Source organism: Bacillus cereus group sp. BfR-BA-01331 (genome assembly GCF_022663915.1).
In the GTDB taxonomy this organism is placed as follows: domain Bacteria; phylum Bacillota; class Bacilli; order Bacillales; family Bacillaceae_G; genus Bacillus_A; species Bacillus_A mycoides.
Genome location: NZ_JAKUGJ010000014.1, coordinates 51,476 through 76,534 on the forward strand (window position 1 = coordinate 51,476; position 25,059 = coordinate 76,534).

The window sequence follows — 25,059 nt, forward strand, 5'->3', positions numbered from 1 at the left end:
AGTTCCTTTTTTTATTTAAATTAAAGAGGCTTTATTTATTTTGTCATACATTAACAAGAGGAAGAGGGTGGTATACTTTGTGGAAAACGGAATAGATTTTCAGGGTCATATTTTGCTTTTATTTTCCGAAGTTTAGCAAAGTTTGATCCGTAATATTCTTGTCCGAAATTTTCGATGTTTTGATCTGGAACATTAACATAAGAACCAGTTACATAAGGTTTTATTAATTGGCGTACTCTTTCAACTGATGCTAGATTTGCAGCCTCTTCGGACTTATCTTTCCAACTAGCAGTCCATTCCGTATAGAATAATGGGCTACGCCAAAAGAAAGCTGTTTTATTGCTAGGTACTTTACTTATAGCACCTCCCCAATTAATAAAAAAGAAATTAGCTTCCGTTCCAGTAGCTTCTTCTAAAAATTGTTTCATAATTGAAATAGGCTCTTCCGGCCAAAGGTTAAGTGCCCAAGCCGAAGAAAACTTAACGCTCTGATCAGATCGACCAGGGATTGGCTCATCCGGATCTAAGAAATCTATAGCGGCTGGGTAGGGTAATTCTTCTATAACAATTTGTGTTGGAGTTCCAGCACTTGTTAAAGGTTCTAATAAGTTTATAAGCTCGTTTTTTGAACCTAAAAAAATACCTTCTGCATGACAAAGTCCATTTATTTTGCTGTAAATTTCAAGTAGGCATCCTAATCGTGAGTCTACAAAAGGAGCCCATTCTTGCCACACTTTGAAAACAGTTTCTAATTGATCCCATGGCCAAATGATATTGAAGACTGTGGCAGTATTAGGGGCACGGTGAAGCTTCAATGTATATTCAGTATTGTATCCGAAATTCCCACCACCACCACCTCTAGAAGCCCATAATAAATCTTTATTGCAACATAGATCTGCTTGAATGATTCGGCCTGTCGCATCTACTGTTTCCAAAGCAATAAGGTTATCACTTATTAGACCGATTGTTCGTGAGACTACTCCAAATCCACCGCCCATTGTAATGCCACCAATTCCAACTGTTGGACTATCTCCAAACGGTGACATGAAACCTTCCCTAGCTAGTCCTTTTACAAGTGGACCGACGTGAATTCCAGTTTGAACGGTTGCTATACCATTCTTTTTATCTAAACTAACTTTGTTCATATCACTTACATCGATAACAATGCCGCCATTTACTACAGAAAGATTTTTATCTAGCGCATGCCGACCGCTTCTGACACGTAAGGGAACATGATTTTCGCGAGCCCATTTAATGGCGTTACTGACATCATATGAATTTTGTGCAAAAACAAAGACGAGGGGGAAGACATCAACGTAAGGATTCCAATTCTTAATAGCTTCTAGATAGCCAGGATCTCCTTTATAAATGACTCGTCCTGTGAGCTTTGTTGAACCCATGTATTTCACTCCTTATATATATTTATAGATGTCGTTCTAATGTAGCAATGGAACAGGGTCATGTAGTAATTAGAAGAATAAGGACTTTATGGGAGGGAGGATGAAAATATCCTGTAGGCACTAGTAGAGGGTGAATATGTGGCAGTCTAGCTGATCTGGAAAATTTTATTGCTACACAAGTACTATTAGTAGTGTATGAATTGAGAGTTAACAATGTTAAAGAATTGTACACTTTCCTGTCAGCATAATTTAGTTGAGTACAGTATGAGTGAAAGTTTTTCAGTTTTGTTTAAGCATAAGGAACTAATATAAGTTTGGAATTTCATAAAATAATTGATATATATGTTTTTAGGGGGGATTATCATATTGAAACAATGAAGGGTTTGCCTTTACAACAAATGATATGTGGATAGAAATAGAATCTAACTTTAGAGGGATAACCAGTATATTTGGTCTCTTCCTTAAGAAGCCTATACATAGGCTTCTTAGAGAAGGGACAGTAGATTATATAATATAAATTATAACGGTTTTATAAATAATTTTTAATTTTATTACGCGCAAGTAATAAAACGCCGCCTAAGATGGATAACATTCCGAGTGGCACGTTACTTGATTGTTCACTACCAGCGTTAGGAAGTTCTCTAGCATTGTTTTTCTCTGGAACAGTAGTAGTTGTAGTGTTATTATTCACTGTCGTGTGTTTAGGTTGTGATACTTCATTAATTTTGTTATCTACATTTTGCTTCGTTGTATGTAACTCAGCTAATTTGTCATCAATTTTTTTCTCAGTATGTTTAAAATCGTTTATTTTAATATCTAAGTCTTGTTTTTTCTTTGTTAAATCGTCTGAAACAGTTTGTTTCGCTTGTTTCATTTCGTTTATTTTATTTAGTAAATCTTGTCTAGCTTCTTGTAACTCAGCTAATTTGTTTTTCACATCTTGTTTAGCTAGTTCTAAGTTAGATGAAAGACTATCTAAATTGCCTTTAATTTTCTTAAGTTCTTCTAATGTGTTACCTGTATTCGGTTTATTTTCTTTAATTTCAGCAAGTTTGTCCTCAGCAGTTTGTTTCGCTTTCTTTAACTCAGCTAATTTGTCATCTACCTGTTTTTTTACTTCCTTAAGCTCATTAAACTTTGCATCGATATTTTCTTTATGCTGCTTAATTTCATTCACTTTTTCATCAACAGTTTGTTTATGTTCTTTAATCTCATTAACCTTTTCATCAACAGTTTGCTTATGCTCTTTAATTTCAGCGATTTTATCTTCGGCGATTTGTTTGTCTTGCTGAAGTTTTGCATCTAACTCTTGTTTATGTTGTTTAATCTCGCCAATTTTTTCATCTGCAACTTGTTTACGTTCATGTAGTTCATTCACCTTTGTATCAACATTTTCCTTAACTTGGTTAAGTTCATTTAATGTTTGACCCACATTTTCTTTGTGCTGCTGCAATTTCGCATCTAACTCTTGTCTATGTTGCTTAATTTCAGCTAAGCGATCTCCCGTACTTTGCTGGGGAGTAGCATCAGTTACTTCCGCATGAGTAGAGTTTGCGCCAGCAATCATTGCTAAAGCTAGTGTAGACGCAGCGATTGTTTGTTTTGTTTTCATATTTTTGTACCTCTTTTCTTTCATATGCATGAGCTGTTTTGTGTAAAATTGAGCATATAGAAGTAGATTATTTTATTATTATATACCATGTTCGGCGCCTAGAGGAAGTATTTGCATAATAATCTATGATTATGTGATTCTTATAGTCTTTTATTTTGGGATAGGGGACAAATCTTCAGCAAGATGAACAATTTCTTCTATAGTAGATTTCACATCTTTACTATCGCGAATAACAAACAAATAATCAGCTTCATTTTCTACAGGATCTACTACATCTTCATGTTGAGATTCAGCCTGTTGCCGAACGAGTACTTCTTTGAAACTGGAATAGTTACCTCTAAATATATTTATACTTCGCTTACTACGAGCTACTCTTTCATAAAGAATATCATCTGGAATGTCAAAACGAACGAGTATGCGTACATATTCCTCTTCCTTAAACAGCTCATTCAGCAAATACATCCGGCCGTTTCGGCTTCTATTTGAGTTGCAAATGATAAGGTGTAAATTTGTATGTTCTTTTGCATAATCAACAATGAATTTCGAAAGAGCGTGCTTAAATGTATTAAGGCCTTCAGTTGGCTGTAATTTTTCATAATGCGTGTTAATAAATTCTGCTTGGCTATCTTGATCCATAACGAAAGAGTGGGGTAACTTTTTTTCTAGTTCTTTAGCAAATGTTGTTTTTCCACTGTGGGTTTTTCCTACTGTAATAATGACTAATCGTTTCATATTGGCCTCCATATGTATTGTTATAATCTGGAATGTTCGGTGTGAATCGACAATTTTCCTGCCGGAGAAAATACAAAGTGGCTGAGTAGTAATGGGCTGGAAATTTCACCGAAAAACTTATTTATCCAATAATCCCCTAATGTGAAAAGTGTGATGTGATGTTGTCCTAACTCAAATGAACTAAAAAATATTCTGTTTAGAAAGGGGGCGACAATGCTATCGTTATTGAAATATATTATGGAAATGTGCCTGGTGAAAAGGAGGTCTAGAACAAATATTAAAAATAGCTGTTAATAATAAAAAGGTAGGAAACATATACCCTTTATTGTTAAGTACAGCCTTTCATAATCTATGTTGAATCAATTGGAAAATTCATGGAAAAGTGTTATGGTTTATTTGGGAGCTGCACATTATTTATGTTCAGTAAAAAAGGGGGATTAAAGTGGGGGCTAAAATTTTTAACGGCAGGCATATAGCCAATAGCAAGGATCAAGAATTTGTTGTTTTTATTATTGGTATGCGTATTAATAACCTATTAAAATTTTGGAAGTGGATACCAGTTTTTAATGCTATGGGACCTATGATTAAAGAATTATATCAAAATCCACAATGGGGTTTCTTACATACAGAATTCTTATTTAGTTGGAGAAAAGTAATCTTAATTCAATACTGGAAGGGATTCGACGAATTAGTAAACTATGCTCACGGAAAAAACCATTCATATGCTTGGAAATCATACAATAATAAGATTAAAGATAATGGGAGTGTCGGTGTTTTTCACGAGACATATCAAATAGAAAAGGGTGCTTCTGAAGCGATCTATGTTAATATGCCAAAAACCGGTTTATCTAGAGCTACCGAACACATACCAGTATCTCAAGATACTAATACTGCTCAAAAAAGAATGAATAAATAATTCGGAAAATTGTGTATATAATTTCGATGTTCCTGCGGAGAATATACAAAGTGCCGGAGTGTTAGTGGGCGGAAAACTTGACAAAAAAACTTATTTATGCTATAATTTACCAATATAAAAATAAAGTGTATAATAGGGTTCTCCTGGCCAGGGGGACCCTATTTTTGTTGTGAAAATGAAGGAGTGTATGTGCGTGAAAAAAGGTGAAGCAAGTGTAACGTCGTTAGTATCAGCTTTCGGAAGGGCGTATCATAGTGAATTTGATAGTTCTAAAATCTTTGATGATTATGTAGCTAAAGATTTCATTCCACAAAAAGAACGTAACGATATTGAAACGAATATGGTTCAAGGAATACATTTTTTCAATACAGACATTGCAGAGAAGTTTCAAGGTAATCCACAAGAAATATTAAAATGGATTACACAAGTTCAATTATCACCAACACCTTTGGCACGTGCAGCATATTGTGAAAGAGTGCTATTACATGAAATTACATTAGGCGCGAAGCAATACGTCATACTCGGTGCAGGCTTAGACACGTTCAGTTTTAGACACCGAGAATTAGAGAATAAAATAGAAATATTTGAAGTTGATCATCCTTCTACGCAAGAGTTTAAAATACAAAGAGTGAAAGAAGCAGAGCTTGAAATTCCAAGCAATCTTCATTTTGTTTCGATGGATTTTACAAAAGAATTTTCTTATGAAAAGTTACGTAATGAAGGATTTGAAAATACAAAAACTTTCTTTAGTCTTTTAGGTGTTACGTATTATTTAACGAAAGAGGAACTTTCCAGTTTAATAGAATATTTATTCGAGATAGTTCCAGCAGGAAGTTCTATCGTTTTCGATTATCCTGATGAAAATTTATTTACGGAAAAAGGATTATCCAATCGAGTTGAAAATATGATAAAGATGGCTGAGATAGGCGGAGAACCGATGAAATCATGTTTTTCTTATACCGAAATGGAAGCACTATTAGAGAAGGCGGGCTTACTCATTTATGAGCACTTAGCACCAAAGGATATTCATACATTATATTTTGAAGGACGAAACGATTATTTAGAAGCTTTTGAGACGGTGCATTATGTGCATGCGGTGAAGAAGTAGAGGATTAGTAGGCATGGGGAGAAATCTCTGTGTCTTTTTTTGTGTGAAAACAAGGGGGAAATATTAATAGGAAGGGGAATTCGATAGTTTAAAGAATATGAAGTATGAATGTAATAAATTAAGTAGCAATGATAAAGGAGAACGTAATGTACACAATTGGACAAGTTGCTAAATTTTTAGATGTATCTAGAGATACTTTGAAGTTTTATGAGGAAAAAGATTTGGTCAAGCCAAAGCAAAATATTGAGAATGGATATAGAAAATATAATCATTTTGATATATATGATATAACAACGGTCAATTTCTATAGGGAAATGGATATCGAAATAAAAAAAATTCAGGAATTAAGAAAAAGTAAGAATATAGAGGGAATAAAATCATTGTTGGAAGAGAAAGAACAAGAAGTTTTAGAGGAGATAGAATATAAAAAACTTCTTTTAAAAAAGCTTCAAATTGTAAAAGAAGATTGCGAAAAAATAAAGCAATTCTTAGGGGAATACGTAGTAAAAGAAATGAAGCCTTTAGAAGTAAACGGAGAAATAGAGCATTTTACTGCGTATGATGAATATGAATCTTTGAAAAAGAGTAAGGATAGTTTAAAAAAAGCAGTTACTTTAACATCTTTACGAAGAGTTATACGTTTCAATGAAGAAGGTATTATAGAAGATAAATTTATTATTGTAAGAAAAGTAGAGGACTCTGATAAAAGAGTGGAAGGAAAAATTCTATCGCATCCAAAATGTATTTATACAGTTATTGAAGATGGAAGGTGGGCAACTGGTGGGGAAAGTATTGATCATAATGTAGAATCCAGTTTAAGAAAAGCAGCAATAGAACAAGGACATGAACTTTTGGGGCTAGTGTATATAAATATATTACTTACCACATATGAAGAGGAACTTGAGCGTATATTTTTAGAGATTTATGCACCTATAAAATAATGAAGGTATGTATTGACCTGTGAGTAACCCCCAGGTTTAAGCTGAAAGTATCTGTAAATATAACTACTATTATGTTTACGAAATACTTAGTTTGAAATGGGGATTGTGCATGAATAGGGAAAAGAAACTCAAAAAACCAGTAGCGAGTTTTATCGTACTAACCAATATCATTTTTCTGCCACTTTTTTTGCTTGTAGGTGCTATAAGTATGCTAGGATTCCCAGCATGGGTTTTTGATGTAATGTTTTGTATATCGTCTTGGTCCTCAACTTTTGCTTTTGCCGTGCTATTTAAGAAAATCTATCCGGGGCAGAGCTTTATACAGTTTGTAAAAGAGAAATTCAAGAATAAACTTAAATTTTCTGTGCTGCTTACTACAATTATGATTCAAGCCTTCATATTTTTGATAATTTTATTTCTCGTATCTAAAAATAGTAAAGTAGACTCTATTTTTACTGTCACTTCATGGGGAATGCTAATCTATTTCTTTGTTAAAAACTTTCTTGCGGGGCCATTGGGAGAAGAACTAGGATGGAGAGGCTTTGCACAAATTGAGCTTCAAAAGAAGTATTCACCATTAAAAGCTTCGCTAATTATTGGTTTTTGGTGGGGAATGTGGCACCTACCTATTTGGTTTACTACAGGATTTGTAGGCATGGACCTAATTAAATATATTCTATTTTTTATGATCTCTATCATATCTATAAAAATCGTCATGACTGCATTTTATAACTTAAATCAAAATCTAATCATTCCAATCATTATCCATCAATTCTTTAATGTCTTTATTGGCATCATAAACGGAAACTTAATCGATCTAATCATGCATAACGCGATTTTTTATTTAGTAGTTGCAGTTGTTTTAATTGTTGTGAACCCAAAGAGAGTTCTGTATGGAGCGGAAGATATAGATAGCAGGAATGGAAAGTATTAAGTACATTGCTATTGGAAGGCGGGGAATGATGAAAAATTATATAGGGGTAGTAGCTGCTAAAAGTATCTTTATCCTTTCAATTGTTTTTCTATATTTCAATCCGTATAGTAAGCAATTCCTTGATAAAGACTTATATATTACTGTGTTTTTCATGTTCTTACTTCCTTCTTTTCTAGCAGTAATTGCGGCAGTGGCAAGGCATAAGACTTTCATGATTGTTTGTAGCATTTGGTTGTTACCAGGAACTCTGTATTTGAGTGTAGCTGCAATACCCTCGTTATGGAATTTATATATTATATTTTTAATGATTTATTTTCTATCTATCGTGTGGCTGGAAAAGAGAAATGCTTAAAGGTTATTTCTCTTTTTTATTACGTTTTTGAAACGGGAATGAAAGGATGAGGAGTGTAGTGAAGCAAGGATTATCTAAATTAGCAGATGTGTTAGTCAATCATTCTACGAAAGTGCAGCCTGGTGATCAAGTGTTGATCCAAAGTGTTACAGAAATAGATCCGGCAGTAGTTCGTGAAATTATTAAGTCTGTGGAAAAAGCAGGGGGATATGCGCATGTATCAATGCGCGATGTTTCTGTTACGAGGCAATTGATTTTGTCAGGATCTGAAGAACAATTTAAGGTATTTGCAGATTGGGAATGTTATCGCTTAAGTAAGATGCAAGTATATATTAATCTCCGTAGCCCTAGAAATGCATATGAATTAGCAGATGTACCAGCAGAAAAAATGAAATTATATCAAAAGATATTTGGAAAAGCTCATAGTGAAGCAGTGTATAAAACAAGATGGGTGACAACAAGAATCCCGAATGCGGCGTCTGCGCAAGAAGCGAATATGAGCACTGAGGCCTATGAAAAATTTTATTATGATGTATGTACGTTAGATTACAATAAAATGTCGAAAGCAATGAATCCGTTAAAAGAATTAATGGAAAAGACAAAGCAAGTTAGGATTATTGGAGAAGGTACGGATTTGAAGTTTTCAATTGAAGGAATTGGCGTTTTAAAAGGAGATGGAACGGATAATATACCTGATGGTGAAGTGTATACAGCACCTGTCAAAGATTCAGTAAATGGAGTAATAACATTTAACACAGTATCCGTTCAACAAGGTTATGCGTTTCAAAATATAAAGTTACATATGAAACAGGGGAAAATAATAGATGCATATGCAAATGATACAGAGCGAATAAATCGAATTCTGGATACGGATGAGGGAGCAAGATATATTGGAGAATTTGCACTAGCTTTTAATCCTTATATATTACACCCGATGAATAATACGTTATTTGATGAAAAAATAAATGGTAGTTTTCATCTAGCAATTGGAGATTCGTTACAAGGTGCAGATAATGGGAATAAATCAGCGATACATTGGGATTTAGTAAACATTCAAAGACCGGAGTATGGAGGGGGTGAAATTTGGTTTGATGACGTACTGATAAGAAAAGATGGACCTTTTATTTTACCGGAGTTGTTAGGATTAAATGAAGAGAATTTGAAAAGGTAAAGTATTTTATTGAGATTATGTAAAATAGATTAAAACACAACGTATCAAACTACGAGATTAATCGTGTGATTTTACACTCATTTAATATTAATAGGTAAATAGAACAATTGGTGCCAATTGTTAAATGCGTAGTGTAAAAAAGACAAAATCTCTTAAAAAATACTTAAATTTTTACTCCATCTATCTTTACAATCCCTCCTTATAATGTGAATTGGGCAAGCATCTAAGAGAAAGCAGAACATGTCAGTTTATACATTTTATTATTAGGGGGAGAAATTGTATGAAAAAGGTAGTTGCTTCGTTAGCCGTTATGGCAGTGTTATTACCAACGTTTTCGATGAATGCTGAGGGAAAAGAACAAGCACAAGCACGAAAAACAGCGACGTTGTTTAATGTAATTAGTGACATTCAAGGGGATTTATCGGATTTTGATCACGTATTAAAAGATATGAACAAAGTGACGCCGCTATCTAGAGCACTTATTATGAATGGGGATATAACGCCAGAAGGACAGCAGTCACAATATGATGATGTGAAGCGTGTGTTAAACAAAAATAAGCATCCGGAAAATGTATGGTCGGCTATTGGGAACCATGAGTTTTACGCTGGGAAATGGACAGCTGATGGAAAGTTATCTCAAAGTACATGGCCAAACGGTGTAGCAGAAGAAACGCTATTTAATCGATATTTGAAATTTAGTGGACAAGAAAAGGTGTACCATAAAAAAGAATTAGATGGTTATCCACTATTATTTTTAGGGACAGAAAAATATATGAGGTACCATGATTCAAAAATGTCAGATCAAGTGTACTTAAGTGAGGAACAATTAGGTTGGCTAAAACAAAATTTAGAAGACTACAGTCAAAAAGATAAAAATAAGCCGATTTTTATTTTTTCTCATCACGTTTTACCTGATTCTGTATCTGGTTCAAGACAATCACCGTATTTAAATGACTATTTAAACGTGGATAAATTGTACGATATATTAAAAGATTACCCGCAAGTTGTCTTTTTCACGAGCCATACGCACTGGGATTTAAATTTACCAGACTGGGCTGGTAAAAAGAAAATTGCAGGCGGAGATGAAAAAGGATTTACAGTTGTAAATACGGGCGGCATTGAAACAGGATGGAGGTCAGCTGGTCCAAATGGCGGCGAGATTCATGCTCCGGATGGATCTTCTTTTAAACAAGGGTTGCAAGTGAAAGCATATGGTAACGATGTTGTCGTAACGGCTTACGATTATAAACGTGATAAAGGTATAAAGAACTTATTAATTAGTGATGCAAAAATTGCACAAATGGCACCAGATGTAACGGCTGATGATAGTAAAAACGTAATCGCTGGTGCAACAGAGTATATGGAGTACAATGTAGAAGGAACGAATGAGTGGCACACATACAGTAAAGGGAACCCTCCAAAATTTGATGGGAACAAAACTGTATACGTACGCCATAAAGGCGAAATGAATTTAGAACCAGGATTAACGCAGCTACTTCGTTTTTCGGCAAATAAGTGATTGGTAAGGGCCTACTTTTTAATAAGTGGGCTCTTTTTGTTTTGTCGTTTTTTGTCGGTAAGTCGATATATTTGAACAATCGCTAATATAAATTTCATGTACCGTACTGAAGTTAAAATCGTAAATGCAATTGCATGTACCGAATTTTGATACATTTTTAATCCAGAAAGGTGACTTCATCATTTTTCCATGTAATAATAGTAGGGTTACATTTACTGTGAAAGAGTATAAAAGGAGCGTTATTGATGAATTTAGCTAAATTTCCGAGAAAAAAATATACAGAATCATATACACCAATTGAAAAATTAAACAATTTTTCTGAAGCACTTGGTGGGCCGACTATTTATTTTAAACGAGATGATTTACTTGGTTTAACAGCTGGCGGTAATAAGACGAGAAAGTTAGAGTTTCTAGTTGCGGATGCACAGGCAAAGGGTGCAGATACGTTAATTACAGCTGGTGGTATTCAGTCAAACCATTGCCGTCTAACACTTGCAGCTGCGGTAAAAGAAAAAATGAAATGTATTCTTGTGTTAGAAGAAGGGCTTGAGCCAGAAGAAAAGCCAGACTTTAACGGAAACTATTTCTTATATCATTTATTAGGTGCTGAAAACGTAATTGTTGTACCAAACGGAACAGACCTTATGGAAGAGATGCATAAAGTAGCGAAAGAAGTAAGTGAAAAAGGTAATACACCATATGTAATACCAGTTGGTGGATCAAACCCTACTGGCGCAATGGGATATATTGCTTGTGCGCAAGAAATTATGGCGCAATCATTCGAGCAAGGAATTGATTTCAGTTCAGTTGTTTGTGTAAGTGGTAGCGCTGGTATGCATGCTGGTTTAATTACTGGCTTTTCCGGAACGCAAAGTAAAATTCCTGTAATCGGAATTAACGTAAGTAGAGGAAAAGCGGAGCAAGAAGAGAAAGTAGCAAAACTTGTAGATGAAACTTCAGCTCACGTAGGTATTCCAAACTTTATCTCACGCGAAGCTGTTACATGTTTTGATGAATATGTAGGACCAGGTTATGCGTTACCAACACCAGAAATGGTGGAAGCAGTTCAGTTACTTGCGAAAACTGAAGGTATTTTACTTGACCCAGTTTATACAGGTAAAGCAGTAGCGGGACTAATCGATTTAATTAGAAAAGGTAAATTTAATAAAGAGGACAACATTTTATTCGTACATTCAGGTGGCTCACCAGCTTTATATGCGAATACGTCTCTGTTTGCGTAAGTGTGAAAAAGCATTGGATATCCAATGCTTTTTGTTTTGAATTAATGTTGAAATTTGATACAATTTCGTGAATATGCGATGAGTTTTCAACATTCAACGGTAAACAATGATATATAAAGGAGATTGATGTATGACAGAATTTTGGGAAGCAAGTTTTATAGAAAATCAAATGATGTGGGGATTTGAAGCTGCAGATTCCGCAATTTTGACGAAGGATTTTTTCCTTGAAAAGAAAGTGAAGGATATATTGATTCCTGGTATTGGGTACGGTAGAAATGCAAAGGTTTTTATTGATAACGAAATACAAGTAACAGGTATTGAAATTTCAAAAACGGCGATTGAATTGGCGAGGGCAAATGAAATTAATGCTAATTTCTTCCATGGTTCAGTTACGGATATGCCTTTTGATAACAAACTGTATGATGGCATATTTTCTTATGCACTTATTCATTTGTTGAATAAGGATGAGAGAGAGAAGTTTATTAAAGATTGTTATAGTCAGTTAAAACCAAACGGATATATGATTTTTACTACTATTTCTAAAGATGCCCCAATGTTTGGGAAGGGGAAACAACTGGGTAAAGACTACTTTGAAATAATGGAAGGGGTAAAAATGTATTTTTATGATGTTGACTCGGTAAAACAAGACTTTGGAAAATATGGACTGATGGAAACTACGGAAATTGTGGAGCCACATAAAAATATGGCAAGTAAGCCTCCATTTAAATTTATAATGATAAAATGTCAAAAAACACTATAATTACAATTGTGTAAAAAATAGTGAGATATTCACTAATTATTTTTTAAAGGCGAAGTAAGGGAAGTCAAAGGACTTCCCTTACTTCGCCTAATTTTTATTTTATGTGAAATGGTAACCGAACCAAAGGAAAAGTAAAATAATTGCTGTATTAAATAACGTAAAGGTTAAACCGATGATAGATAAAATTTTCTTTTCGGTACGACTACAAAATGAGATAACCGCTAATATAATTGCTATAACAGCAAAAGTTACTATGAAATATGCGAAAGGAACTACGTAATCTACTCCAACTCTTTCTAAAATAGGGAGAAAGAGATTAATATTTTGTTCGCTTCACTTTTTTTCGGCACTCTACAGCTAGATGGTATTACTGACACGTACAAGTTATCAACAATCTTTATGTTGAAAGAATCTTAGCGTACGAAATTCGCGTTTTGTTGGTGCGACCACATCTCTATTAAGCTAACAGATGCAATCACCTTCAACTATCCCTTATCAGATACAAGGTAACAGATGTTTTTATAATTTGAAAGACGAGGAAACGAACTTGGAGGGAGTATTGGAAGCATACAATAAATACATTGAGGGGGCATGTTTGAGAAGATTAAATCAATGGAAAAGGAAATGATTTTTAAGTCTGGGCTATGGACCTATCCTCCCGTTCTAATTAACTAAAAGAAGAACTTCCCCATACCGATTAGACTACTAAGCATTCCTATTCCATTCATGGTGCCTTTTCCTACTGTAAGTAAGTTTCCAAGCATTCCTGCCTGACCGTTACCTCCATTATTCCCCCATCCCATGGGACTTACCTGTCCTCCCCACCCTGGAGGGTTTCCAAAAACACCCCAGTTATTGGTATTAAAATTAAAAGGCTTGGCTGGCGGCGATAGTAAAGCGGCAAGATGACCTTGTGCGAACATCCCTGTATGATTGAATGGTTGAGCCGAAGGGAAGGGATGTTTTTGAAAATTAAAACCTGCATGGCCTGGTAATGGAGTCCAATTAGCAGGATGTCCTTGGGGCATCATCCCTGCATAATGGATTGGCTGACCCCAAGAGAAAGGGGGCCCGGGATTGAAACCCGTATAATTGGTTGGTGAATCCCAACCAAATGGATAGATTCGACAACTCCGATTTTCAGGAATATTCAGACCATTCATTTCCTCAGCTTTAGTTATTTGGGGCTGTGAATATAATGATGACATTGAAATTTGGTTATTATATTGTTCCCCGTTTCCCTTTGAATCCAAATACCAATATTGGTGCATAAGCTTATTCCCCTCACTTTAAAAATGTAATGTTAGACTTAGCCTATGTAATATTCCTTTTTATGGATGGTTACATAACTAGATTTACAAGCCCGTATTTAAAAGAATGGGTGTGTGGTCTTGTTGATTTATCCCGCTATTTGTGGGCAGTAAGACACCGCCACCTCAAAATTCAGCGAAAGCAAAGAAGTTTGGGGGGACTGCCTGTAAAAGTCCCACTGATTAAAGTTTCACTTTATTTTAGAAAGGTATTTTCAGTTTCTCCTTTTGTTTATTTCAGCCTAATTTAATTTCGGTTAACAAACGTGTTTAAATATTCATTCAAAATCTTATTTAAATGTTTATAAAGGTTTAATCAATAAAAAAGACTTTAAAATGTTATGTTGAGTAATTAGAATTGCTAAAAAGAGAATATCCCTTCGAAGAGTTTGGCAAAATACTGCAAGGACAATGTATTCTTGTGCAGATATGCAAACGACTTAAACGAATCAATGGAATTTATAATGAAGGGGCAAATAAATATATGAGTGAAACATTACATAAAAGAAAACCACCATATTTAATGCTTGTAATCCTTTTTATTGGGGCATTTGTTTCATTTCTAAACAACTCGCTTTTAAATGTAGCCTTGCCATCAATAATGAAGGATTTAGACATTAAAGATTATTCAACGATCCAGTGGCTTTCTACAGGGTATATGCTTGTAAGTGGTATATTAATTCCGGCATCAGCATTTTTAATAACCCGCTTCTCCAATAGGAGCTTATTTATTATATCTATGGTGATTTTTATTCTTGGTACGGCCTTAGCGGCTTTAGCACCGAACTTTGGTTTATTACTTACTGGCCGGATGGTTCAAGCAGCAGGTTCTTCAGTCATGGGGCCTTTGTTAATGAATATTATGCTAGTAAGCTTTCCAAGAGAAAAAAGGGGAACAGCAATGGGGATTTTTGGATTAGTTATGATTACAGCTCCAGCAATTGGACCGACACTATCAGGTTATATTGTAGAGTATTATGACTGGCGTTTGCTTTTTGAAATGATTTTACCGTTAGCAATCATTAGCTTACTGTTAGGGATTTGGAAATCGGAGAATGTCATGAGACAAAACAAAAATGCAAAACTTGATTATCTCTCATTACTATTATCTTCTGTCGGTTTTGGCGGTTTGTTATATGGATTCAGTGCTGCAAGCTCCGATGGTTGGACGAATAAAGTTGTCTTAACAACCTTAATCATAGGCGCTATTGCCCTAATTACTTTCATTATCCGTCAATTAAAAATGAATGAGCCGTTATTGGATTTACGTGTTTACAAGTACCCAATGTTTGCACTTGCGTCTGTAATTGCAATTGTCAACGCGGTGGCCATGTTTTCGGGTATGATTTTAACACCAGCTTATGTACAAAACGTCCGTGGCATTTCGCCGCTGAACTCTGGGCTGATGATGCTTCCAGGTGCGGTAATAATGGGGGTTATGTCACCAATTACAGGTAAACTATTTGATAAATATGGCCCTCGGATTCTTGGCATAGTAGGACTTTCCATTACAGCTGTTTCAACTTATATGTTGGCAAACCTGCAAATTGACTCTAGTCACACACATATTATTCTTATTTACACACTGCGGATGTTTGGGATGGCAATGGTGATGATGCCACTTATGACAAATGGTCTTAATCAATTGCCAACTCGCTTAAATCCGCACGGTACGGCTGTTAATAATACAGCTCAACAAGTGTCCGGTTCGATTGGTACTGCTATTCTTGTTACGATTATGAATTCTGTAACAACAACAAAAGCTGAGAGCCTAATGGCTGATGTAGATCCAACAACCTTCACAGAAACTACGAAGGCAATATTAACTCAGAAGGCTTTATTATCGGGAATTCAATATTCATTCTATGTAGCGCTTGGCATGAATGTTGTTGCACTGCTATTAGTTTTTTTCGTTAAACGTGTAGATACAAGCGCGGAAGCTGTCGAGAGGTTAAATCGATAGAGAAAAATAAAACTCTAGATAATGATTCCTACAAGTTTTTTTGCTGATTAGTTAGACAAGGGAGCTTTTATCTGGTAGTTATCAAATCAAAGAAACTTCCAGTGAAATTTGCATTGAAAAATATTGAAAATAGGAGTGAGTGAAAAACGTAGGGGATTCCTCTACGTTTTTTTATGTGAACATTAATAACAGAATTATATAAACTAATAATGTAAAAGTTTTTGGGAAAATTAGGGGTGATGTTCATAAAAATGGAGAACATACTTCGTATTTTACGTAAAGAGAAAAAGCTTTCACAAGAGATTTAGCTAAATCCCTTGGTGTAACAGTTGATTAAAGTTTCACTTTATTACTTGTAAAGGGTTATTCAATGTATCGTACTATTGAAAAATACGAATTTAATCAATTAAATGCGATAAAATCTTTTTAAAAATAATGAAATTTTAGGAAAAATAAGGTACACTAGTCAATGGTTTTAGTTTAAAATCGATTGACGTTAATGTATACGGGGGAAAGATTGATGAACAATAATCCAATAAATGAATCAGTTGAAGAAGTTGAGAGAAAACGAGTAAGATCAAGCAAACGTTTTACAAATTGGAAGCTTATTGCAGCGGGTGTTGGTGTAATTGTACTTCTCATTGGAGGAATGAGTTATTATCAGGCAACTCACTTCAATTCAAATGTTACGATTAATGACACAAAAGTCGGTGGTCTGAACGCTGATCAGGCAATACAGAAATTAAAAACATCTGGACTAGAAAACAAAGTCTATGTTGATCAACAACAAATTTTAGATGAAAAAGATACAAAAACGGAACTTACGGAAAAAGATTTGCCTCAAGTTAAGAAACTATTAAAAAGCCAGTGGACATTTTTCCCTTCCTCAAAGGAAAAAAAATATTCAGTGCTACCGGAAAAGGCGGATCAGTATCGTAGTGAAACGATGAAAAAACTTGTAGAAGAAAAGCTCATCTCTATGAATGAAAAACTACAAGCGCCTCAAGATGCTATGGCTAAGCTGGAACAAGGAAAAGTTGTTATTTCGAAGAGCGTTGATGGAAAACAGTATGACGTTACTAGTCTACTGAAAGATTACGACAAGCAGAAGTATAAAAGTGAAATTCATCTGAAGTCTACATACATACAGCCTATTAAAGAAGACGATCCGATTGTTAAAAAAGAGGAGAAAGCACTACAGAATCTTCTTGGGCAGTCAGTTGAATATAAAGTGCAGAATGAAGTGTATCCTTTAAAAGCGAAAGATTTAATTCAAAATGCTTCTATGTCAAAGGATATGAAAGTTACAATCGATGCGAGCGACATTAAGAATAAGATTGCTGAAATTAATAATGCTAAATCAACATTAAATAAAAATTTCAGCTTTAAAACCCATTCCGGTTCGGTCATATCAGTAAAAGGACAAGGCTACGGCTGGGCACTAGATGTTGAAAAAGAAACAAAACAAGTTCAACAAGCTTTTGAAAAGGGTGAAAAATCGCTATCTGCTTCTAATATCCATGGAAATGGTTGGGAGAAGGAAGGTATCGGTTATGAAACAACATCGAATAATGGCATCGGAGACACGTATGCGGAAGTTTCAATTGCAGATCAACAAATTTGGATTTATAAAGATGGGAAATTAGTCGTCACAACAAATGTAGTAACTGGTAAACATAGCACGAGTGAAGATACATCACCAGGTGTGTGGTACGTTCTATATAAACGAACACCATACACGCTCAAAGGCAGCGCAGTAGGTAAAGCTGATTATGCAGTTAAAGTAGATTACTGGGTTCCATTCACAAATAGCGGCCAAGGATTCCATGATGCAGGCTGGCGAAAAGACTGGGCAAATAATGCTTATTTAACAGGAGGATCAGGCGGGTGTGTTAACCTTCTTCCTAATGTAGCAAAAACTGTATATGATAGTTTGAACACTAATGATCCAGTTATTGTGTACTAGAAAATAGCTACGTATCAAGAAATAAATAAAGCAGGAAATCTTATCTGATGGTACATGAAAAAACACCTCTTGAATTCGCATATTTAGTGTGCAAATTCAATGGAGGTGTTTTTGTTTGAAAACAAGAGTTCATTGCCTATAAGAAACGAAGTAGAAAGAGATTGAGATGATAAATAGATATTCAAATAGTCAATAAAATTGACACTGAATATCATTTTCATTTATTATGAAGTCGTCACATGTAATTGGACATGATTTTTGTGAAAAAGTTTACTTTTTTATTAATATAATAGATTTCTATTAAGGTGTCCCATGTAAGAATTAAAACGTAGGAAAGGGTAAAATAAAAATGAACTGGAAAAAAGGCGGATTATGGATTATTATTTTTTTCATTGTAAAAGGTACAATTTCTACACTTTTAATAGTTACAGGTGCTAAATATTTTGATTTATCATTTATGCAACTTTTCGTACTAATACTGATCTTATTACTGATTTCTCTCATAAGTCGAAAATTGCTGCATAGACATAAACAAAACAAAAAGCAAAAAGAGCTAAATATATAATGAAGCCCCAGAGACCTTTGGATTTCTGGGGTTTTACTATATATTTAGCCTCTTACTATTTGTGGAAAGTAAAACTCCCACCTCAAAATTTAGTTGGGTACAGAAGTTTGTTGGGAGCTGATTAAAGTTTCACTTTATTTCATAGTGCATGATCTATTTTGAGTAATTGTCAGGTTTTTATGTATCCTCTAATGACAAGGTTAAATCCTTTCAAATCGGCCAATCTCCGCATCTTTTGAATTCCCTGAAGTGCTAAACCTAAGCAAAATAATTAACTATCCTATGCAAGAAAGTTTAGATAGCTAAAAGCATATGTTTTATTGAAAGGATGTGATTGAATTATGGAACGACCGAATTGGGGAATTGGGGGGTTAGTATTCGTTGGCTGCATGTTTCTTGGCGGAGGAGTGGGATCTATATTAGGTGATACTCATGCTGGATGGCTAATAGGGATGGGTGCTGGATTTATTGGGATGGCTTTAACGAGACTGATCAGAAAGTAATATAACGGGGATTCTTCTTCGGGTAAATAAGGAAATATGTATGTAAGTAATTCATGGTATAAGAGCTCTATAAATTATAGTTAGAACCTTCTCTTTTGTATTTGTCTTTTCTAAATTTCTCCATACATAGATATGATTCTCAAGTCGGAGGATGGCACCTTAGGGTGTCTTTTTTATGCTCTCTAAAAATGTCTTAACATATATAGCCGAGTTAATTCAAATAATCAAGAATAATTGAGCTAATAGATTTCGTTAGATTGCCATCATCTTTTTTGTAATAGAATAGATTCATTACCGTTTCATACCTATGTATTCATTCATAACCTAACAGTAAAAGGGGAGATGATTGAAGGTATGGCGATTAATGAGGAATCAATTTGTCAACAGTTTGCAAGAATTATCGGCGGCCAAGAAGGATTCGCCGGTGGAAAATGCGTGGCAACAATAAATCGAGATGAAATACAAGCAACAATATTAGGAAAACGTTTTAGAGTAACAACTTCCTTCTCATTCGAATCACGAGATAATAAAACTGGACGGGCATTATGTCTAGGGCGGGTAGCACTCTTACAAAAGGAAGTTACTGAATTTGTTGCTACAATTATTAAACAAGGAATAATTGTTTCGTCTATACACAATGAGTGGTTATGTGATGATCCAAATTTAATTTACGTTAATATCGAAGACGTTGATGATCCACTAATTTTCGCAAGGAAAGTCAGAAGAGCGTTATGCAATTAACCAATTTTTTTAGTTAAATGAGTGATTGTGTTGATTAGAATATTCCAGATTGTTGAATGGTATACTTGGAAAATAGATTTAAGTAGATGGTTTTATAACATCTCATATATAGCTAAAAAGAGTAACTCCATTTTGATCGCTTTTTTTCAAAATGGAGTTTTTGTATTTACTTTTAAATAAGGACTGAAGAGAGCTTTTTAATCAATCTGTATTCTAAAGCTAAAACCGAGCATACATTATGCTCGGTTTTCAATAGGTAGTTTAAATGTAAAAGTACTGCCTTCTCCTAATTCACTTTCAACGGTAATTTCTCCTCCGTGTAGTTCTATAATCCATTTTACCATCGACAATCCTAAACCTGTGTTTCCATTGTTTGAAGATGTTCGTGCTGCGTCAACTCGATAGAAGCGGTCCCATATTTTCGCAATATGTTGCTCGCTGATGCCTATGCCATTATCGGAGACTTTACCTATTATGTTGGTTTCATCCCGGAACAGTTGCATATTCACAGTGCCGTTCGCTTTGCTATAAGCAATCGCATTCGTTAGTAAATTCATTAATAAACGCATCATCAATGTTTGATCTGCTTTAATAAACAGGTCTTCCTCTATATGTGTTGTTATATTAATCGAAGCTTCTTGAACCATTAATGAAAGCTCTTCTACAACGATTTCCGTTAATTCACTCATATTGATACATTCAAATTGAAAAGTATTATGCTTTTCTTGGTCAACTCGTGCTAATAATAAGAGTTGCGAGATTAACGCGGACATTTTACGCGATTGCCTTAAAATTACTTCTAACGATTCTTCCATTTCTTTCGGATTATTCCTCTGCGATAAAGCGTATTCGCATTGCGAAATAATAACAGATGTTGGTGTTCTTAATTCATGAGATGCGTCAGATGTAAATTGTTTTTCACTTTCGAATGATGTCTCCAATCGCTCAAACATTTTGTCAAAGGTTTGTGCTAAATGATACATTTCGTCTTTCGATGAACCTTGTAAATTAATTCTCTTCGAAAGGTCTTTACCATCACCAATTTCACTGGCTGAATCACTCATTTGTTGCACAGGTCGAAACGCTCTTTGCGTAATAAAATATCCTCCCGCTGCTGCAATGAGAATAAGTAATGGAAATGAGATGAGTGTTACCACAATAAGCGTATTCATGGTCGATGATAATTGATTCATGGTCATTATGCCACGAACCCAGACTTGCTCATCGCCGCCTACATTATGGAGAAAATCATATACTATCCATTCCTTATTACCGTCTTTAATGGTTTGTATTTCATCGGATTTAAGCGATACCTTTTTATTAAAGGTTGTTGGATTATGTCCTGCCAGCAGCTCACCTTGTTTACTATAAATGATGATATTTACTCCATCTTCTAAGGCTTCAAATTCATCGTCAATCTTTAACTGCCCATGCTTATATTCGATATCTTCAACACTTTCTTTTACTGTGCTCTTCAATTGATTTTTCATATTAAAAAGCAAAACTTTATCTGAAGAAGTTAAAATAAAAGCTAACACGAGTGCCATAATAATTACAACTAGCCCCGTATACCATAGGGTCACTCTCATTTTTATTGATAGTCTTTTCATGATTCTACTCGCAATACGTAACCAGTTCCTCGTACTGTATGAATTAACTTCTTTTCAAACTGGCTATCAATTTTTTTGCGAAGATAGCGGACGTAAACATCAATAATATTCGAGCCACCTTCATAGTCGTAATTCCACACATGTTGCTCAATTTTATCTCGTGTCAACACAACTTCTTTATTACGAATCATATATTCTAAAATAGCAAATTCTTTACTGGAAAGATTGATAACTTGATCTCCTCTTGTTACTTTATGCATATTGCAATCCACCACTAGGTCAGCGATTTCAAACACATTAGATGTATTTCCTGTTTTTCTTCGCATCAACACTCGAATTCTTGCTAACAGCTCATCAAAAGCAAAGGGCTTTACTAAATAATCGTCCGCACCTAAGTCGAGTCCTGTTACGCGATCATCAATTGTATCTTTAGCTGTAAGAAGCAAGACAGGAGTTGTATTATTGTCCGCACGTAATCTTTGTAATACTTGTAAACCATCTATTCCGGGAATCATAATGTCAAGCACAATCAAATCGTAGGTAGCCATGTTTATATAATTCAAGGCATCTTCTCCATTCCCACATGCATCGACACTATAATATTCTGCATTTAATCGTTTTACTAATATATTTTGTAAGTCTTGTTCATCTTCGACAATAAGAACTCGCATTAACATTCTCCTTTTCTTCTTATTTATATGTATCACTATAATTTCAAAACATTAAAGAAAGATTAGAAACTATTTAATTATATCATTTTATTTTTTGGCACATTAATCTTCCTTTAATGTTTGTTCAGTAATATAAAGACATGGATAAGGTGCACATGTAAAGGGGGGAGAACATAATGGGAAAATGGATGATGATTGGAGCAATGTCTTGTTTATTTTTAACAGCTTGTTCGACTCAAGCTGATAACGATACAGAAGTACAACAACTGAAAGTAGAAAACGATACATCACAAAAAGAAGGTGCTCAACTACAACAAGAACCACACAAAACAGGGCCTGCTATGAATGATACTAAGCAAACACAAAATTTCAAAAACGAAGTCACATCTATTATAGAAAAGGCAAATAATACGAAACCAGTTGGAGCAAAAGAAGATAACTTAAATACGTACTTAGCAGCAAAAAAAGAAATTGACCAATTAGATGACAAGATAGATCTATCTGATGATCAGCTAGAAGCAGATTATCACGCTGGAACGATAACTGTTGAACAATATCAAATACAAGAAAGAGAACAAGATATACTTGAAGATCAATTAGAGCAAGCAGAAAATGCACTTGAAGCAAGATTTGGAATAGATGATTAATCATTAAGGAGTGGATGAAAATGTTAAAACATAAAAAGAAAATAATTATAAGTGTAATTGCTATTTTAGTAAGCGGTATTGCTATTGTTGGTGGATATTATGGTATGGGCTACAATTATGCGAAAAAGAATGAAAACTATACAGAGAAACAAGTTCGTGAAATTTCTTTAGCTCATACAAATGGAGAAATTATTAATGTAAAAAAAGAATTCGAATTAGAAGATGACAACTTAGCACAATCTAAATTTGAATATGAAGTGGAAATCAAGACACCTGAGAATCTATTAAATATTTTAAAGGTTAGTGCTAGAACAGGCACAATAGAAATCAATAAGGAAGACTGAAGAAATATTGAAAAATAAAATATCACGTATTTAAAAAAACTCCTAACAAAATTTGTTATGAGTTTTTTCACATTTATACTTTATTAGTCTAAAAGGGGACCAGCTACATCGCTATCAAGTTAAGAAATACACTCATCTTTTTCGTTTTGGGACAATTAATCGCTTAAGTTGATAGATGTGTGGCGGTACCCCTAATAGAAAAGAATAAGGAACAAGCTATAAGTTTAAAGAGTAAAAATGATGGGATTTTATTGAGAAAGTTTTTTTGAGTAATAATATTCAGAAAATTAAATGTTTTTTGAGCTGTTTTTTGTTATTATGTTAGTAATCTATAGGTAAAGGAGAAGGGACCATATGAGTGTACATACAATAAAAAAAGAAGAAATTACTTTACTTTTAAATGAGTGGTATCGAGAAATTCGTTCGCAGAATTTCGTTAAGGCAAAGGAATTAAAACAAAGTATTGATACAAAAGTTAATAGCATGGAAGAAGATCAAAAGAATACAGAGTATTATTCACTTTTACATTTTAGGTTTAAAATGTTAAGTGCAGAGTTTTATCCCAATCAATCTGATATATCTAAGAATGATCTAAGAAAAATGAAGTTAGATGAAGTTCCATCGGATGAATCTTTATTATATTATTACCATTTCTTTAAGGCTTCTCATGCTACGATAAACGGCGATTTTAAAGTGGCTGAAAAGCATTATGGGATAGCTGAATCACTGTTGGAAAATATTCAGGATCCAATCGAAAAAGCAGAATTTAACTTTAAGCTATCCAACTATTATTACCATGTTTGCCAGCCTATTTTAGTAATTCAATATGCAACTAGAGCAAGAAATACATTTGAAGGGCTGTACGGGTGTAACAGGAAGGTTGCAGCATGTGACAATGTTCTGGGTTTAGCATGTATAAAGTTAAATGAATTTGAACAGGCAGAAGTTTATTTTATGTCGTCTCTGGATATTTTGAAAAAGCAGAATGAAGAAGAGTTAATGTTACGAGTTCGGCATAGTTTAGGGGTTATGTATGCAGAACAAGATCTATCTGAGTTAGCACTTCGTTATTTATCAGAAGTATCACAAAAAATCCCGAATCACTTTAGAGCGATTTTTTTGGAAGCTAGAGAGAATTTTAAGTTAGGAGAAACAAAGCTTGCAGCGTCCCTAATTGAAAAAGGATTAGTAATCTGTAATGAACTAGAACAAAAAGAATATAAACATCATTTTACAATTCTAAAAGAAATGAATGAGAATGTTTCTGCTGAAAAATTAGAGGTAGCTATTTCTAATGGCATTTCTTTCTTTAATGAAGTGGGTTTATGGCAATATGTCCAGGAATATGCTGAAAAATTAGCGGTTAAATATCATAAAGAAGGAAATTCAATAAAATCTAGTGAATACTTCTATTTAGGCTATAAAGAAAAAGAAAAAGGTTTTCAGAAAGGGGCTTTAAAATGAAAAGAATCATAAACAGTACAATTGGATTAATAATAACAGTCGTGCTATTAAATGGAGTAAATGTTTCAACGGACCAAACAAAGGTTAATACAACAAGTAGTATACAATATACACATGGAGAGCCGTGGGGTTGATTTGCATACGTTATTATATTTTAAGATGAATATTGTCTTATCCGATTACAAAAAGCCTTACTATCAAAGGTAAGGTTTTTTGCTGTTATTATGAAACGAAAGTTTCATTTTAGAGGGTAAAATAAAGGGGGAAGTTGTGTGTTTATGTTGTTAGAAAGCATGTAGAAAGGGGTATGTTTAATTGTTACTAGTGTTTAAACCGTTGCTGCACTTGCGAAAAAAGGGGCCAAAATTCCGGCTCCTTTTTTTGCTATTTGACCTCAAAATTCAGCTGGAACAAAGAAGATAGGTGGGAGCCCTGCTGCCCGTAAACGCTCGATTGGCGAAGGCTAATAATCAGTGGGGATAGACAAAACCCCCCACTGATTAAAGTTTCACTTTATGAAGACCTAGTTAGTGTGAAAATGATGAGGTGATACAAGTGCAAACAGGAGTTATTTGTAAACAATGTAATA

24 protein-coding genes are annotated in these 25,059 nt (G+C 34.4%); 18 read left to right on the forward strand and 6 right to left on the reverse strand.

Annotated features, from left to right (window positions below; translation table 11 throughout):
- Positions 1 to 50 precede the first annotated feature (50 nt).
- From MR155_RS21375 to MR155_RS21385, 3 genes are all read right to left on the reverse strand, one after another.
- Positions 51 to 1,400, reverse strand: a complete 1,350-nt coding sequence (locus MR155_RS21375) for an FAD-binding oxidoreductase (protein WP_242311029.1) — start codon at positions 1,398 to 1,400, stop codon at positions 51 to 53.
- A 529-nt stretch (positions 1,401 to 1,929) separates the two neighbouring features.
- Positions 1,930 to 3,012 carry an LPXTG cell wall anchor domain-containing protein gene (locus MR155_RS21380; RefSeq protein WP_242311030.1) on the reverse strand — a complete coding sequence of 361 codons (1,083 nt, stop codon included), beginning with the start codon at positions 3,010 to 3,012 and terminating at the stop codon, positions 1,930 to 1,932.
- Between the two features lie 150 nt (positions 3,013 to 3,162).
- A complete protein-coding gene (locus MR155_RS21385; RefSeq protein WP_242311031.1) occupies positions 3,163 to 3,756 on the reverse strand; it encodes an AAA family ATPase in 594 nt (197 codons plus the stop codon).
- A 430-nt stretch (positions 3,757 to 4,186) separates the two neighbouring features.
- Between MR155_RS21385 and MR155_RS21390 the strand changes: the two genes are divergently transcribed.
- The 9 genes from MR155_RS21390 (at position 4,187) to MR155_RS21430 (ending at position 12,686) form a co-directional block, all read left to right on the forward strand.
- Complete coding sequence (locus tag MR155_RS21390; RefSeq protein WP_002128099.1) at positions 4,187 to 4,660, forward strand: DUF4188 domain-containing protein; 474 nt, start codon at positions 4,187 to 4,189, stop codon at positions 4,658 to 4,660.
- A 187-nt stretch (positions 4,661 to 4,847) separates the two neighbouring features.
- Entirely contained in the window at positions 4,848 to 5,768 is a 921-nt protein-coding gene (locus tag MR155_RS21395; RefSeq protein WP_242311058.1) for a class I SAM-dependent methyltransferase, read from the forward strand.
- 146 nt (positions 5,769 to 5,914) lie between these two features.
- Positions 5,915 to 6,709 (forward strand): MerR family transcriptional regulator, encoded by a 795-nt coding sequence (locus tag MR155_RS21400; RefSeq protein WP_242311032.1) that lies wholly within the window; start codon positions 5,915 to 5,917, stop codon positions 6,707 to 6,709.
- A 109-nt stretch (positions 6,710 to 6,818) separates the two neighbouring features.
- The gene (locus MR155_RS21405; protein ID WP_242311033.1) at positions 6,819 to 7,643 is read left to right on the forward strand and encodes a CPBP family intramembrane glutamic endopeptidase; all 825 of its coding nucleotides are present in this window, start codon (positions 6,819 to 6,821) and stop codon (positions 7,641 to 7,643) included.
- Between the two features lie 28 nt (positions 7,644 to 7,671).
- A complete protein-coding gene (locus MR155_RS21410) occupies positions 7,672 to 7,995 on the forward strand; it encodes a hypothetical protein (RefSeq protein ID WP_242311034.1) in 324 nt (107 codons plus the stop codon).
- A 58-nt stretch (positions 7,996 to 8,053) separates the two neighbouring features.
- Entirely contained in the window at positions 8,054 to 9,166 is a 1,113-nt protein-coding gene (locus tag MR155_RS21415; protein WP_242311035.1) for an aminopeptidase, read from the forward strand.
- 280 nt (positions 9,167 to 9,446) lie between these two features.
- Entirely contained in the window at positions 9,447 to 10,685 is a 1,239-nt protein-coding gene (locus MR155_RS21420; protein ID WP_242311036.1) for a DUF4073 domain-containing protein, read from the forward strand.
- Between the two features lie 245 nt (positions 10,686 to 10,930).
- Positions 10,931 to 11,926, forward strand: a complete 996-nt coding sequence (gene cuyA / locus MR155_RS21425; RefSeq protein WP_242311037.1) for a D-cysteate sulfo-lyase — start codon at positions 10,931 to 10,933, stop codon at positions 11,924 to 11,926.
- A gap of 130 nt (positions 11,927 to 12,056) precedes the next feature.
- On the forward strand, positions 12,057 to 12,686 hold the full coding sequence (locus MR155_RS21430; RefSeq protein WP_242311038.1) for a class I SAM-dependent methyltransferase: 630 nt from the start codon (positions 12,057 to 12,059) through the stop codon (positions 12,684 to 12,686).
- Between the two features lie 671 nt (positions 12,687 to 13,357).
- Here MR155_RS21430 and MR155_RS21440 read toward each other — a convergent pair.
- The gene (locus tag MR155_RS21440) at positions 13,358 to 13,957 is read right to left on the reverse strand and encodes a hypothetical protein (RefSeq protein WP_242311039.1); all 600 of its coding nucleotides are present in this window, start codon (positions 13,955 to 13,957) and stop codon (positions 13,358 to 13,360) included.
- 523 nt (positions 13,958 to 14,480) lie between these two features.
- Between MR155_RS21440 and MR155_RS21445 the strand changes: the two genes are divergently transcribed.
- From MR155_RS21445 to MR155_RS21465, 5 genes are all read left to right on the forward strand, one after another.
- Positions 14,481 to 15,959, forward strand: a complete 1,479-nt coding sequence (locus MR155_RS21445) for a DHA2 family efflux MFS transporter permease subunit (protein WP_242311040.1) — start codon at positions 14,481 to 14,483, stop codon at positions 15,957 to 15,959.
- A 520-nt stretch (positions 15,960 to 16,479) separates the two neighbouring features.
- Entirely contained in the window at positions 16,480 to 17,925 is a 1,446-nt protein-coding gene (locus MR155_RS21450) for a L,D-transpeptidase family protein (protein ID WP_133116657.1), read from the forward strand.
- A 349-nt stretch (positions 17,926 to 18,274) separates the two neighbouring features.
- A complete protein-coding gene (locus MR155_RS21455; protein WP_002017170.1) occupies positions 18,275 to 18,490 on the forward strand; it encodes a hypothetical protein in 216 nt (71 codons plus the stop codon).
- A gap of 341 nt (positions 18,491 to 18,831) precedes the next feature.
- On the forward strand, positions 18,832 to 18,993 hold the full coding sequence (locus MR155_RS21460; RefSeq protein WP_000441003.1) for a hypothetical protein: 162 nt from the start codon (positions 18,832 to 18,834) through the stop codon (positions 18,991 to 18,993).
- Between the two features lie 342 nt (positions 18,994 to 19,335).
- A complete protein-coding gene (locus MR155_RS21465; RefSeq protein ID WP_003190280.1) occupies positions 19,336 to 19,734 on the forward strand; it encodes a DUF1259 domain-containing protein in 399 nt (132 codons plus the stop codon).
- 236 nt (positions 19,735 to 19,970) lie between these two features.
- On the opposite strand, the gene MR155_RS21470 is transcribed toward MR155_RS21465, so the two are convergent.
- Positions 19,971 to 21,344 (reverse strand): sensor histidine kinase, encoded by a 1,374-nt coding sequence (locus MR155_RS21470; RefSeq protein WP_242311041.1) that lies wholly within the window; start codon positions 21,342 to 21,344, stop codon positions 19,971 to 19,973.
- Complete coding sequence (locus MR155_RS21475) at positions 21,341 to 22,015, reverse strand: response regulator transcription factor (protein ID WP_242311059.1); 675 nt, start codon at positions 22,013 to 22,015, stop codon at positions 21,341 to 21,343. The genes MR155_RS21470 and MR155_RS21475 overlap by 4 nt, the downstream gene beginning before the upstream one ends.
- Before the next feature lie 176 nt (positions 22,016 to 22,191).
- Between MR155_RS21475 and MR155_RS21480 the strand changes: the two genes are divergently transcribed.
- The 4 genes from MR155_RS21480 to MR155_RS21495 all read left to right on the forward strand — a co-directional run bounded on the left by MR155_RS21480 (position 22,192) and on the right by MR155_RS21495 (position 24,604).
- Positions 22,192 to 22,662 carry a hypothetical protein gene (locus tag MR155_RS21480; protein WP_242311042.1) on the forward strand — a complete coding sequence of 157 codons (471 nt, stop codon included), beginning with the start codon at positions 22,192 to 22,194 and terminating at the stop codon, positions 22,660 to 22,662.
- 20 nt (positions 22,663 to 22,682) lie between these two features.
- A complete protein-coding gene (locus tag MR155_RS21485; protein ID WP_002084636.1) occupies positions 22,683 to 23,006 on the forward strand; it encodes a PepSY domain-containing protein in 324 nt (107 codons plus the stop codon).
- A 354-nt stretch (positions 23,007 to 23,360) separates the two neighbouring features.
- On the forward strand, positions 23,361 to 24,470 hold the full coding sequence (locus MR155_RS21490; protein WP_242311043.1) for a response regulator aspartate phosphatase: 1,110 nt from the start codon (positions 23,361 to 23,363) through the stop codon (positions 24,468 to 24,470).
- On the forward strand, positions 24,467 to 24,604 hold the full coding sequence (locus MR155_RS21495) for a Phr family secreted Rap phosphatase inhibitor (protein WP_088078878.1): 138 nt from the start codon (positions 24,467 to 24,469) through the stop codon (positions 24,602 to 24,604). Before MR155_RS21490 ends, MR155_RS21495 begins: the two co-directional genes overlap by 4 nt.
- Positions 24,605 to 25,059 lie beyond the last annotated feature (455 nt).